General features: G+C 28.5%; 8 protein-coding genes. All 8 read left to right on the forward strand.

The features are described from left to right. Positions 1–378 precede the first annotated feature (378 nt). Positions 379–1,092 carry a lipoyl(octanoyl) transferase LipB gene (gene lipB, locus RT575_RS13065; protein ID WP_313581422.1) on the forward strand — a complete coding sequence of 238 codons (714 nt, stop codon included), beginning with the start codon at positions 379–381 and terminating at the stop codon, positions 1,090–1,092. Positions 1,093–1,153: 61 nt separating this feature from the next. Then, entirely contained in the window at positions 1,154–3,871 is a 2,718-nt protein-coding gene (locus tag RT575_RS13070) for a two-component regulator propeller domain-containing protein (RefSeq protein ID WP_313386263.1), read from the forward strand. Between the two features lie 175 nt (positions 3,872–4,046). Further along, positions 4,047–6,980, forward strand: a complete 2,934-nt coding sequence (locus tag RT575_RS13075) for a SusC/RagA family TonB-linked outer membrane protein (protein WP_313581424.1) — start codon at positions 4,047–4,049, stop codon at positions 6,978–6,980. An 18-nt stretch (positions 6,981–6,998) separates the two neighbouring features. Next, positions 6,999–8,435 (forward strand): RagB/SusD family nutrient uptake outer membrane protein, encoded by a 1,437-nt coding sequence (locus RT575_RS13080; RefSeq protein WP_313386261.1) that lies wholly within the window; start codon positions 6,999–7,001, stop codon positions 8,433–8,435. 6 nt (positions 8,436–8,441) lie between these two features. After that, positions 8,442–9,785, forward strand: a complete 1,344-nt coding sequence (locus RT575_RS13085; RefSeq protein WP_313581426.1) for a glucoamylase family protein — start codon at positions 8,442–8,444, stop codon at positions 9,783–9,785. Between the two features lie 11 nt (positions 9,786–9,796). Further along, the gene (gene bglX / locus RT575_RS13090; protein WP_313581428.1) at positions 9,797–12,043 is read left to right on the forward strand and encodes a beta-glucosidase BglX; all 2,247 of its coding nucleotides are present in this window, start codon (positions 9,797–9,799) and stop codon (positions 12,041–12,043) included. Positions 12,044–12,139: 96 nt separating this feature from the next. Continuing rightward, positions 12,140–12,976 (forward strand): endonuclease/exonuclease/phosphatase family protein, encoded by an 837-nt coding sequence (locus tag RT575_RS13095; protein WP_313581430.1) that lies wholly within the window; start codon positions 12,140–12,142, stop codon positions 12,974–12,976. 3 nt (positions 12,977–12,979) lie between these two features. Continuing rightward, positions 12,980–14,434, forward strand: coding sequence for a glycoside hydrolase family 30 protein (locus RT575_RS13100; protein WP_313581432.1), 1,455 nt, complete (start codon positions 12,980–12,982; stop codon positions 14,432–14,434). Positions 14,435–14,521 lie beyond the last annotated feature (87 nt).

The following is a 14,521-nucleotide window of genomic DNA, read 5'->3' on the forward strand; positions in this document are numbered from 1 at the left end:
ACTAAGATTAATAATTATATAGTTTACTTTAACTTCAAAGATATAAACTTTTACTTTATTAGTGTCTTTATAACGTTGGTTAACTAATGATAATTTTATATAAATATTATATTTTGATACAGAATATAATATAAATACTATTTTTTGTGAGTTGTCATCTCGAAAGTTTATACAATAGCAACTTTTCAAGATAGAATTTACTTGCTTATCAATTTTCAGATAATCACTATTTTTTTGAAATATTACGCTTTCTTATTTAGTGTTATTTATAAAAATTAGTTTTGCTAAACTAGAAAAATAAATAGTTTTAACCTTTTAACTATATAAGATAATTATAAACATGATTCTTTGTAAATTTGTTTACTGAAATTTTTCGAAATGAAACAAATTGTCGAATTCCAAGATTTAGGAATCAATAAAGATTATCAAGATGCATGGGATTTTCAAGAAAGTCTTTTAGCAGAAAATATAGCTATAAAACAATATAATAGAGCACAAGAAAAGGAAGAGAATCCAGAATTCAAATCAACTAAAAATCATTTATTATTTGTAGAACATCCTAATATATATACTTTAGGTAAAAGTGGACATTTAGAAAACATGTTAGCATCTAGCGATCAGTTAAAAGATATCAATGCAACTTTTGTTAAAACAAATAGAGGAGGAGATATAACTTACCATGGACCAGGACAATTGGTGGGTTATCCAATTTTAGATTTAGATAATTTTAAGCCTGATATTCATTTGTACATGAGAAATTTGGAGGAAGTTATTATAAAGACTATTGGTGATTATGGGTTGAAAGGAGAAAGATCGAAAGGAGAAACTGGTGTTTGGCTGGATGTTGGTAAACCTTATGCAAGAAAAATATGTGCTATGGGAGTAAAAGCTTCTCGTTGGATTACAATGCATGGTTTTGCACTAAATGTGAATACAGATTTACGTTATTTTGAATATATAGTTCCTTGTGGAATACAAGATAAAGCAGTCGCTTCTTTAAAAAGAGAACTTGGTATTGATTTAGATATGAGTGAAGTAAAGCAAAAAACGAAACAACATTTTGCTGAGGTTTTTGATGTAGAATTTGTGTAAAGATTATTCAAAAAAATATTTTAATTTTAAGACTACTTTTCTGTAGTCTTTTTTTATACACATGAAATACCTTTTTTATATATTTTTCTTCGTTTCCTTTTATATAAATGCTCAATCGTTTGCGCCAATTATAACTAATTATTCTAAAAGTGAATATTTAGGAGAATCACCTATTTGGGATATAACAGAAGATATCAAAACAGGAACTATTTACTTTGCGAATAATAGAAATATTCTTGCTTATGATGGAAATTTTTGGGATAAAATAACAACGAATAATTTATCAATTATTCGTTCTATCTCATCAATTAATAATGTTATTTATACAGGATCTTTAAAGAATTTTGGATATTGGAAAATGGAGAATGATACAATGAAGTATTATTCAATTTCAGATAAATTTAAAAGTTTTTCAGGATTGGAACAAGAAGAAATCTGGAAAATATTTTCAGTGGATAATATTATTTATTTTCAATCATTTAATTATTTGTTTGTTTATGATGGAAAGCAAGTTAAGCGATATAAATTACCAGCTTTTTCTTCATATGTTTTTCCTATTCATAACAAATTATATGTTGCTACAATTTCTAAAGGAGTTTATACATTTTCTAACGGTACATTTCATAAGGAATTTGATGTAATAAAAAATAAATCAGTTGTTATACATGGGATAGAGAAATATAAAAATAATTTTTTGATTGGAACACTGACAGAAGGGATTTTTATTCTTGATTCTAATTATGTAGTCCATCCTTTTGATGTTAAATTTAATGAGATTCTTAAAAGTAATTTAATTCTCAAAATGATTATTCAGGATGACAATTTAATTATAGGAACATCAAACAATGGAATATATATTTATAATCTAAAATCAGGTTCTTATAAGAATTATAATCAAAATCAAGGTTTAATTAGTAATACAGTTCAAAATATAAAACTTGATCATAAAGGTAATGCTTGGATAGGAACAGATAAAGGAATATCTAAAATAGAGTTAAAAAATAAAACACAACTTTTATATGATTATAGTGGTCATTTAGGAAATGTATTTGCATTTGATTTTTTCGAGAATCAATTATTCATAGGTACAAATCATGGATTTTACTCTTATTCATCAACTCAAAATGATACAAAAGAATTAATAGAAAAAGGATTGATATGGAATGTTTCTAATATTAATCAACAATTATTTATTTCTGATGGTTGGGGAACGTATTTGTATAATAAACAAATGAAAAAGATTTCTTCAATTAATGGAGGATATAAATTAGTCAGAAAAGGAAATAATTATTTTCAATCAACTTTTACAGGAGTTTATAAATTTAATGAATTAATAGATGATTCTCCTCAAAGAATTTCTAATCTTTCTGTACCAATCTTAGATTTTGTATTAATAGATAATAAAATTTTAGGAATAGGAAAAAATGGTGGTTTATATTTATTTAATTCATTAACTAATAATGCGAAAGAAGTTTTTTATGAAAATAGACCTTTGAGAAATCCACAAATAATACAAGAAGGGAATACGATTTACATTTTAGTTGATAGTCAAACATTAATTAACTATGATGTTAAATCTGAAAAATTTGGATCATTACGATTAGATTCTAAATTGAAAAATATTTATAGAATCCGAGATTTATCTGATGATAAATTTTTGGTAGAAGCTGATAATATTTTATACTTTTCCCAAATTGAAAACAATAAATTAATTCATTTTTTGATTCCTAAAAAATTATACGATGGTAAATTGGTTGATGATAATTTAGTAGGAAAAATAAAAGATAATTTTCTTTATATAAATCTTGAAAATGGAATTTTAAAATATGATTTACATTCTATCCGTAAAGAATTACCAAAAGTAAAAATCTTAGCCAAGATTAATCAAAATATACTTAAAGAAGATTCTAATATTGAATATTCAAACAACTACATCGATTTTTTTATTTCGATATTGAATGATGATTTTTCTAATTATCAATTATTCTATCAATTGAATGATTCTAAGATTCAACCTTTAAAATCATCAATTATTAATTATAAACAATTAGAGAGTGGTAAATATATACTTTCTATTTATACTTTGAAAGATGGAAATTTTCAATTATTAAATAAGTTTGATTTTAGAATTAAAAAAATATGGTATTTATCAAATGGTATGTTTATTGTTTATCTTCTATTAATTATAATTTTCACTTTAAGTGTTTATAGATATAATAGATTAAAAATAAAACAACGTTTTCGTATTAAACAAAAAGAATATCAACATGAATTAAATCTATTAGAATTAAATCATAAGCAAGAATTAAATGAATTAAATTATAAAAAAGAAAAGCAACTTTTAGAAAATTCTTTACAGTCTAAATCGACAGAATTAGCTGCTCAAGCTCTAAAATTAGTTAATCAACGGAATATGATTAATGAAGTGAATGAATTATTTTCTCAGTTGGAGATGAATAAAGAGTTAAGTAAAATTAAAAAGAAGTTTGATAAAACCTTTTCTGAGTACAATTATAATAATAATGAGTGGCAAAGCTTTGAATTGAATATTCAAGAGATTCATCAAGACTTTATTAAAAGATTATCAGAACAATATCCAAATCTTACTGCAAAAGATTTAAAGCTTTGTGTATTTCTTCGTATGAATCTTTCTACAAAAGAAATAGCACCATTAATGCACCTAAATTATCGTTCAATAGAACTACAACGTTATAGATTACGTAAAAAAATGCTAATTTCTCCCGAAATTAATCTTAATAAATTTATGATTAATTTTTAAAATTCGGAAAATTAATTACATCACAACTACATCATATATAAAAAATATTTTTTTATAAATATTGAAAATCAACTTTTTATATTTTGTTATTTCAGAAATGTATTTTATACACCATTTCACTTGTTAATCTAGTGTTAAATGATATTACTTTTGAACTAACCATTATTAAAAGAAAATGAAAAAATATTTTTTTCCATTATTAATTCTTGGGTCTTTGTATACAAATGCTCAGGTAACTAATGATTCTATACAGATCGAAGAAGATCCGATTACAAACGACTCAGTTATTCTTAATCAAGCTGTTGTGATTGGTTATGGATCTGTTAAAAAATCTGATTTGACATCTGCAGTTTCTTCTGCTAGTTCTAAGGATATAACTCAAATAGCTAGTACAACGGCTATGCAATCTTTACAAGGTAAATTAGCAGGTGTAAACATTATTAATACAGACACTCCAGGTGGTACACCAACTGTATTAGTAAGAGGAATGGGGACAGCATTAGGAGGAAAAGCACCATTATATGTTGTTGATGGATTGATTGTTCCTAATATTGCTAATATTAATCCAAATGATATAGAAAAGATTGATGTACTAAAGGATGCTGCATCATCTGCAATCTATGGTGTAAGAGGTGCAAATGGTGTTGTAGTTATTACAACAAAAAGAGGTAAAACTGGTAAGTTAAAAGTTAATTATGATAGTTATTTCGGTGTAAGAAATGCTATGAATTTGGTTGATATGGCAAATGCAGATCAATACATAACTTACTTTAATGAACAAAGACAAGCTACTGGAGGATCTTTAATTTCTACAAATCAAAAATATAATACAGATTGGTTTGATGAATTATTAAAGACAGGACAAATAGTTAGTAATAATGTTGCTTTATCTGGTGCTGGAGAAAATATTAACTATATGTTTAGTATTAATAATTTCGAAGAAAAAGGAATTTTAGCAGGTAATGATTTTAAACGTACAACTGTTCGTAATAACAATGATTATAAATTATTTGACGGAAAACTTAAAATTAAGCAAAATGTTAGTGCAACTTTTACAAGAGAGGTACCTAAACCTTATGATGCTTTTGATTTAGCATATCGTCAGTCACCATTGGTACCAGTAAAATATGAAAATGGCCTTTGGGGAGCTCCAATATTTAATCAAACAACAGGAGAAGCAACATATGTTACTCAACCAGGTCAGTTAACAGATACATTTAATTCTCATGGTAACCCAATATCTACATTGTATTATGATAATCAAAAAATTAATACAACTACTTTACAAGGAAATATTGAGGCTGAATTAAAACTCGCAAAAGGTTTAACAGTTACTTCTCGTGCAGGAGCAACAAAATATTGGTACAAATACAGACAATATTCACCAATAAAAAGTAAATGGTTAGCTGCTAACCCTACAAGAACAGCTGCTGAATTTGAAAATTCTAAAGCAGAATATTCTCAATCAACTACATGGGCAAATAATTCTCTTAATTTTAATAATATAGAGACATACAGATGGTCTTGGGAAAATTTTATAACGTACGATCGTAAATTTGGTAAACACTCACTTAATGTTGTTGCTGGTGTTTCAGGTGAAAAAAGAGGAATTGGAGAATATTCTGATATTACTGTTTATGATGTTCCAGAAAAAGAACAATATTGGGCTGTACGTCATGCATCTGGTAATTATACGCCATTATTAGATCAAAATAATTATACACCAATTGCTTATGCATCTTATTTTGCTCGTTTGCAGTATAATTATGATAATAAGTATTATGTATCTGGTATTATAAGAAGAGATGGTTCAAGTCAATTCAAACAAAATGGTAATTATTGGGGAACATTCCCTTCAGGATCGGTTGCTTGGAATATTTCTAACGAAGATTTTTTAAAAGATAGTGATGTTATATCATTCTTAAAACTTCGTGGAGGTTGGGGACGTTTAGGTAATGCAGAAGTCCCTTATAATTATACGACAATAACAACTTCTACAGGAAGTAGTAATGGAAATTATGTTTTTGGACCAGGACAAGATTTAATTTATGGAGCATATGTAGGTTCTCCTGCTTATGATATATCATGGGAAATTGTAGATGAGTGGACTGCAGGTTTAGATTTTGATTTATTTAGAGGTAAGTTGACAGGTAGTTTTGACTATTATAATAAAACAACTAAAAATGCTATTCTAAATATTCAACAAATTTTATCTTCTCCTTATGAAAAGAACTTTTATGATCATGCTGCAAAAATAGAGAATAAAGGCTTTGAGATAGCTTTGAATTATAGTGATAAAACTTCTGGAGGTTTACGTTATTCTATTGGAGGAAATTTTAATTACAATGTGAATGAAGTAGTTTCAGTTAAAAAAGGTTATGAAGGAATGACGGGTGGTTCTTTAGGGAATGGACAAATAACGAAACGTTTAGAAGCTGGTCAACCTCTTGGTTCATTTTGGTTATTAGAGGCTGATGGAGTTTGGCAAACACAAGAAGAAATTGATAGTAATCCTCATTTATCAAGTGCTCAACCAGGTCATTTACGTTACAAAGATGTAAATGGAGATGGTGTTATTGACGATCGTGATAAAAAATTTATGGGCTCTTATATTCCTAAATTTAACTACGGAATTAATATTAGTTTAGATTATAAAAATTTTGATTTAAATATTAGTGGATATGGTGCTGGTGGTAACAAAATTTATAATGGTATAAAAAATACTCGTTTAGGAGGAGAAAATATCAGTGTAGATACATTTAATTCTAGATGGACTGGAGCAGGAACTTCAAATACAAATCCTGGAGCAGAAAGAGATCAAGTAGCTTCATCTTATTATTTAGAAAAAGGAGATTATTTCCGTTTAAGTAATGTAACATTAGGTTATAATTTTAGAGATAAAATAGACTTTGTAAGCAATTTAAGAATTTATGTAAGTGCTCAAAATTTATTTATAATTACAAAATACTCAGGCTTTACACCAGAATTAACATTGAATAACGATAAAAATAGTCGTTACGAAGGAAGTCCTTATGGAACAACTGGAGTTGATTTTTCAGCTTATCCAAACGTAAGAACATTTTTAGTAGGATTAAATGTAGAATTCTAATCTTTAAATTTTATCAAAATGAAAAAAAATATTATAAAATTAGGTATTGCATCAGCTTTGTTAATGGTAGGTGTATTTACTTCATGTACGGATGATTTCTTGAATGTAGATTCGGAGGAGAATGTTGCTATTGATGATCAAGAAACTCAATCTCCAGAAAAATATGTTAATGGTGTTTATGGAATGTTTACAGACTGGGATTTTGCTTTTTCTTGGTTAGGTGTTACTGAAATGATTTCTGATAATGCTGATAAAGGAAGTTCTACAACTGATAATGGAGGAGATAAGCGAGATTTAGACATGTTGTTACATAATTCTACTTCTGGATCTATTGAAGCAATGTGGACAAGGTTTTATAAAACAATTGGTCGTGCATCATATTCAATAAAATATACATCTGAATCAACTACAATTACTGATGCCGAAAAAGCTAGACTAACAGGAGAAGCTAAATTCTTAAGAGCTTTATCTTATTTTTATTTAGTACGTATGTTCGGTGATGTTGTTATACAAGATTTGGAAGATCCTTCAACGTATTCTATTCGTCAACCAAAAGCAGATGTTTATGCTTACATTGAAGCTGATCTATTGGATGCAATTGAAAAATTACCTTTAAAAAGTGAATATGCTTCTAAGGATTTAGGACGTGCTACAAAAGGAGCTGCTCAAGGTTTATTGGCAAAAGTATATTTATATGAACAGAAATATCAACTAGCTTATGATATGGCTACTACTGTTGTTAATTCAGGTCAATATGATTTAGAATCTGATTATTCAGTTACTTGGCATGAAGAATCTGAGAATGGTAAAGAATCTTTGTTTGAGATTCAAGCAAGAGGAGATGCTATAGCTCATGGAGTAAAACAATATTCACAAACGCAAGGAGTCCGCGGAACTGGTGGATGGGGATGGGGATTCAATGTCCCTTCACAAAATCTATTAAATGCTTTTAATGCTGAAGGGGATAACATTCGTAGAGATGCAACAATTATTTTTCGAGGTGAGACGTTATACGATGGCCGTGTAATTTCAGAATCAGTATCTAATCCAATGTATAATGAAAAAGCTTATTCTAGTGCTAATTTAGGAGCAGAGTACACTGATAAGAATGTTCGTGTGATTCGTTTTTCAGAAATTTTATTAATTCAATCTGAGGCAGCAAATGAAATAGGTTTAGATGCTTTAACTCCATTAAATAGAGTTAGAAATCGTGTAAAATTAGCATCGGTTTCTGGTATGACGAAAGATCAATTACGTCTTAAAATATGGAATGAAAGACGTCTAGAATTAGCATTTGAACATGATCGTTGGTTTGATTTAATTAGAACTGGTCAGGCAAAAGAAATGATGGCTCTAGATGGTAAAAATTTTGTAACTGGAAAACATGAATTATTTCCAATTCCAAATAAACAAATTATACAAACACCTTCAATGTTGCAAAACCCAAATTGGTAAACAATAATGAGTTTATTAAATAAATTAGCAATTCTTTCTTGCACTATATTATGTAGTGCAAGTAGTTTTGCTCAGACAAAAAAAGAAAACAAGCTTTTGGATAAAGTTCAAAAACAATCTATACAATATTTTTGGGATTATGCTGAACCAAATTCTAAACTAGCTAGAGAACGTTTCCATCCTGATGGTTTTTATCCAGAAAATGATTCAAATATCGTTACAACTGGAGGTACAGGTTTTGGATTGATGAGTCTAATTGTAGGAATAGATAGAAAGTTTATACCAAGAGATGAAGCGACAAATAGAATTTTAATTGGATTAAAATTTTTACAAAAGGCTGATCGTTTTCATGGTGCTTGGCCACATTGGATAAATGGAGAAACAGGAAAAATAAAGCCATTTAGTGCATACGATAATGGAGGTGATTTGGTAGAAACTGCATTTCTTGCTCAGGGTTTAATTTGCTTGAAAGAGTATTTCAAAAATTCTAAAAATGAGAAAGAAATAGAGATTTCAACACTTGCAGATAAACTTTGGAAAGAGATAGAATTTAATTTTTATACAAATGGTAAAGATGTGCTTTATTGGCATTGGTCACCAAATTATGAATGGAAAATTAATTTTCCATTGAAAGGATTTGATGAAACTTTAATAACATATATTATAGCGGCTTCTTCTCCAAATTATTCTATTTCTTCAGATGTTTATTACAAAGGTTGGGCTAGAAATGGAGCAATAAAATCTTCTGATTCTGTTTATGGAATTCCATTAATTGTAAAACATAATGGAGTTGAAAAAAATGTAGGTCCTCTTTTTTGGTCACAATATTCTTTTATAGGACTTAATCCAAATGGATTAGTTGATGGGATTGGGATTGATTATGGAAAAGTAGTTAAAAATCAATCAAAAATTCATTATCTATACAATCAGTCTAAAAAAGAAACTTTTCATCATTATGCTAAAAATATGTGGGGATTAACTGCAAGTTATTCTTTTACAGCAGATGGAAAAGACGATTATACAGCTCATTCACCAACAAATGATAGAGATATAGTAACGCCAACAGCAGCATTATCATCATTTCCTTATACACCAAAAGAATCAATGGATTTTTTAAAATTTATTTATGAGAAGCAAAATAAAAAAATAATTGGTATTGCTGGTCCTTATGATGCTGTAGATGTAAAAAATGATAGAGTTGTAACAAAATATTTAGCAATAGATCAAGGAACAATCGCTCCAATGGTAGAGAATTATCGTTCTCAACTGCTATGGAAATTGTTTATGAATAATGAAGATGTAAAAAGAGGATTACAGAAAATAAATTTTACGACAACTACCACGAATTAAAACAAAAAAAAATGAAAAAACTAATTTATTCAATTGCTTTCCTAGGATTAGCGTTTAATACGTATGCCCAAAAGATAAAATTTGATAAAACAAAATCTAAAAAAGAATTTATCGATTATGTAATGGGACAAATGACACTTGATGATAAAGTTGGTCAGATGGTTCAATATACATACGATGGAGGTGATGTTACAGGTTCTGCAATAGATAAAAATTATATAAAATATACCAAAGAAGGTATGATGGGATCTGTGTTTAATGCAACGACTACAGATATTACCAAGCAATTACAAAAAATAGCAGTAGAAGAAACAAGACTAGGAATTCCATTAATTTTTGGATACGATGTAATTCATGGTTACGAAACTATTTTTCCTATTCCATTAGGAGAAGCTTCTTCTTGGGATTTGAAAGCAATTCAAAGATCTGCAGAAATTGCAGCTGCAGAAACTTCAGCTGGAGGAGTTCATTGGACTTTTGCTCCGATGGTTGATATAGGTTTCGATCCACGTTGGGGAAGAATTTCAGAAGGTGCTGGAGAAGATACTTATTTAGGAAGCAAAATAGGAGCAGCTCGAGTAAAAGGTTTTCAAGGGAATAGTTTATATGATTTGAATACAGTTTTAGCTTGTACAAAACACTTTGCTGGATATGCATTAGCACAAGCAGGACGTGATTATAATTCAGTAGAGATTTCTGATCGCTTTTTAAGAGACTATGTTTTACCTCCATTTAAGGCTACAATAGATGCTGGAGTAGGTTCTTTTATGACTTCTTTTAATGAAATAGGGGGAGTTCCATCTACAGCTAGCAAATATTTGTATGATCAAATTTTACGTAAAGAATGGAATTATAATGGATTTGTAGTTACAGATTATACTGCAATACAAGAATTGATTCCTCATGGAATAGCAAAAGATTTAGAGGAAGCAACTTTAAAATCTGTAGAAGCAGGTATAGAAATGGATATGATGAGCGGTGCTTTTCTTAATCATTTATCAAAATTAGTTAAAGAAGGAAAAGTAAAAGAAGATATTATAGATACTGCTGTTCGTAGAATTTTAGAGGCTAAATATGATTTAGGTCTTTTTGAAGATCCTTATCGTTACTCTAACGCTAAACGTGAAAAACAAACAGTAATGAAAAAAGAATTTTTAGATGAAGCAAGAGATATTGCCCGTAAATCTATGGTTCTTTTAAAAAATGATCAACAAGTATTGCCATTAAAAGAATCTCAGAAAGTAGCAGTAATTGGTCCTTTAGTAAAAGACGAAAAAAATATTATAGGAAACTGGGCTGCTAGAGGAGATCGTAATGGAAAAGCATGGTCTGTTTGGGAAGGGTTGAATGATGTTTTAGGTAAAAATGCTAAAATAACTTACGCTCAGGGTACAGATATCAATTCAACAAGTACAAATGGTTTTCAAGAAGCAATAAATATTGCTAAAAATTCTGATGTAATTGTTGCTGTAATGGGAGAAAATGAAAATCAAACAGGAGAAGCAACTTCTCAAACGAATATTGATTTACCAGGTAACCAAAAAGAATTATTAAAAGAATTAAAGAAATTAGGTAAGCCAATCGTTTTAGTTTTAATGTCTGGTCGTCCGATGACAATATCTTGGGAAAATGATAATATGGATGCAATATTATATGCATGGTATCCAGGAACAATGGGAGGTTTAGCAATTACAGATGTTTTATATGGTAAATATAATCCTTCAGCAAAAACGCCAATGACATTTCCTCGTTCGGTTGGTCAAATTCCAATTCATTACAATCAAAAAAATACTGGTCGTCCATATTTAGGAGAAAGCGATCCAGAACAAAAATATAAATCTCGTTATACAGATTCTCCTAATTCTCCATTATTTCCTTTTGGATATGGTTTAAGTTATACAACGTTTGATTATAGTAATCTAAAGTTGAATAAATCAACAATGAAGAATGGTAAAGATGAAATTAAAGTTTCCGTAAATGTAAAAAATACAGGGAATTATGATGGAGAAGAAGTTGTACAATTATATGTACGTGATTTAGTAGGTAGTGTAACTCGTCCTGTAAGAGAGCTAAAAGGCTTTGATAAAGTAATGATAAAAAAAGGTGAAACAAAAACAGTTACTTTCACATTAACGCCAGAAGATTTAAAATTTCATGATATCAACATGAATTTTGTAGCAGAACCAGGTGATTTTGATATATATGTTGGTACAGACTCTAATGCTAGTTTAAAAACAAGTTTCACATTAGTAAATTAGGAAGATTCCCTCATTGATACAGAAATGTAGATTTTTTTATTTCTCAACCAAGTGAGTGTTTTTTCACTTACTTGGTTTTTTTTAAGCATAAAAATTATGAAAAAATATTTTAGTTTATCCTTTCTATTTATGGTATTGATAACTTTTGCTCAACAAAATTTATCAGTTATGTCCTATAATATACGATTAGGATCAGTTGATGATGGAGCAAATCATTGGAACATAAGAAAACAAAAATTAGTTGATTTAATTAATTATTACGATGCTGATTTTATAGGAGTACAAGAAGCTCAAATTCCGCAATTAGATTTCATTAAGCAAAATAATCCTCAATTAGCATTTATAGGTAAACCTCGCTCTGAAGATGAAAATGCTGAATATTCAGCTATTTTTTATAAAAAAGATCAATATAATGTTTTAGAACAAAAAACTTCATGGTTATCAGAAACTCCAGATAGAATATCAAAAGGATGGGATGCAGCTTATAACAGAATCATTACTTATGGCTTATTTCAAGATAAAAAAACAAAAAAAACCTTCTGGGTTATCAATACTCATTTTGATCATGTAGGAAAGGTTGCTCGTCAAAAATCATTAGAGTTAATTGATCAATTAATTCAAGATTTAACAAAGAAGAAAAATGTACCTACATTTTTTATGGGAGACTTTAATATGGATCATAATGATGCTTCTGTAAAATTTATTCAAAATAAATATTTAGATACTCGTTTGAATGCAGATTTAGTTTACGGACCAAATTTTACTTGGGAAGATTTTAAATTTAATGTTCAAGGGACTGAAATTTTAGATTATATTTTTTATAAAAAAAATGATAATGTAAGATGTAAAAGTTTTAATACAATAGATGATTTTTACGAATTTAAATATCCATCAGATCATTTACCAATTTTAGCAAAATTTATTATACAATAAATCATGAAAAAATCACACATAAAATATCCAATTATTGCAAGTTTATTATTTAGTTATTTAACTGTTAATGCACAAGATTTTAAACTTTCTAATAAGAAAATTGAAATTTATACCACTGCAAAAAAAGGAAATCAGAGAATTACTAAATCAGCAGACAAGGTTTCGGTTAAAAAATTTCCTCAACCTAAAGAAACTGATATAGCAATTTTTATTGATCCAAAACGTAAGTTTCAAAAGTTTGAAGGAATAGGAGGTGCTATTACAGATGCTTCTGCTGAGGTTTTGGCTAAATTACCAAAGAAAACTCAGCAAGAAATTATCAAAGCATATTACAATGAAAAAGAAGGAATTGGTTATTCTTTAATTAGAACAACAATTAATTCAAGTGATTTTTCGAGTGATACTTATACGTATGTAAAGGATAATGATAAAGATTTAAAATCATTTGATATTTCACATGATTTGAATTTTAAAGTTCCGATGATAAAAATGGCGAAAGCCGAAATGAAAGATAACTATCGTTTGTATGCAAGTCCTTGGAGTCCTCCCGCTTGGATGAAAACGAATAATAGTATGTTAAAAGGAGGATCTTTAAAACCAGAATATTATCAAACATGGGCCAACTATTTTGTGAAATTTATAGAAAATTACGAAAAAATAGGATTGCCAATTTGGGGTGTTACAGTACAAAATGAACCTATGGCGACACAAACATGGGAATCTTGTATTTATACTGCCGAAGAAGAAAGAGATTTCTTAAAAAATAACTTAGGACCAACTTTTTATAAAAATAATTTAAAAGATAAAAAAATTATCGTTTGGGATCATAATCGCGATTTAATTTATCAACGTGCTTCTACAATTCTTAATGATGCTGAAGCTGCCAAATATGTTTGGGGTGTTGGTTTTCATTGGTACGAAACATGGAACGGAAGTGCTAATTTATTTAATAACGTAGCATTGACACATGATGCTTTTCCAAATGTTAATTTAATTTTTACAGAAGGATGTAAAGAACAATTTGATCCAAATCAAATGGATAATTGGAGTTTAGGTGAAAAGTACGGTTATAACATGATTAATGATTTTAATTTTGGTACTGTTGCTTGGACAGATTGGAATGTATTATTAGATCAGAATGGAGGACCAAATCATGTTGGTAATTTTTGTTTTGCTCCTGTTCATGGTAATACAACAAATGGAAATGTAACATATACGAATTCATATTATTATATTGGTCAATTTTCTAAATTTATTCGCCCAGGAGCACAACGAATAGCAGCTTCATCAAATCGTTCAGATTTAATGACAACATCTTTTGTAAATAAAGATGGAAAAGTTGTGGTTGTTGTAATGAATCAAACAGATAATCCATATAATTATAATTTATGGATAGAAGGAGAAGCTGTAGAAATTAAAGCAGAAGAACATTCTATAAGTACAATAGTTGTTTCATAAAAAAAACAACTATTTATCAAACTATTAAAAAATAAAAGGGAAAAATAATTAATAGTTATAAATTGCTTGGTAATATATTTTTTTACC

The organism is Chishuiella sp. (genome assembly GCF_032109125.1).
In the GTDB taxonomy this organism is placed as follows: domain Bacteria; phylum Bacteroidota; class Bacteroidia; order Flavobacteriales; family Weeksellaceae; genus Empedobacter.

Coding starts and splice junctions, on each gene's coding strand:
- RT575_RS13100 (WP_313581432.1), top strand. CDS start 12,980: ATGAAAAAATCACACATAAAATATCCAATTATTGCAAGTTTATTATTT.
- RT575_RS13070 (WP_313386263.1), top strand. CDS start 1,154: ATGAAATACCTTTTTTATATATTTTTCTTCGTTTCCTTTTATATAAAT.
- lipB (WP_313581422.1), top strand. CDS start 379: ATGAAACAAATTGTCGAATTCCAAGATTTAGGAATCAATAAAGATTAT.
- RT575_RS13075 (WP_313581424.1), top strand. CDS start 4,047: ATGAAAAAATATTTTTTTCCATTATTAATTCTTGGGTCTTTGTATACA.
- bglX (WP_313581428.1), top strand. CDS start 9,797: ATGAAAAAACTAATTTATTCAATTGCTTTCCTAGGATTAGCGTTTAAT.
- RT575_RS13095 (WP_313581430.1), top strand. CDS start 12,140: ATGAAAAAATATTTTAGTTTATCCTTTCTATTTATGGTATTGATAACT.
- RT575_RS13085 (WP_313581426.1), top strand. CDS start 8,442: ATGAGTTTATTAAATAAATTAGCAATTCTTTCTTGCACTATATTATGT.
- RT575_RS13080 (WP_313386261.1), top strand. CDS start 6,999: ATGAAAAAAAATATTATAAAATTAGGTATTGCATCAGCTTTGTTAATG.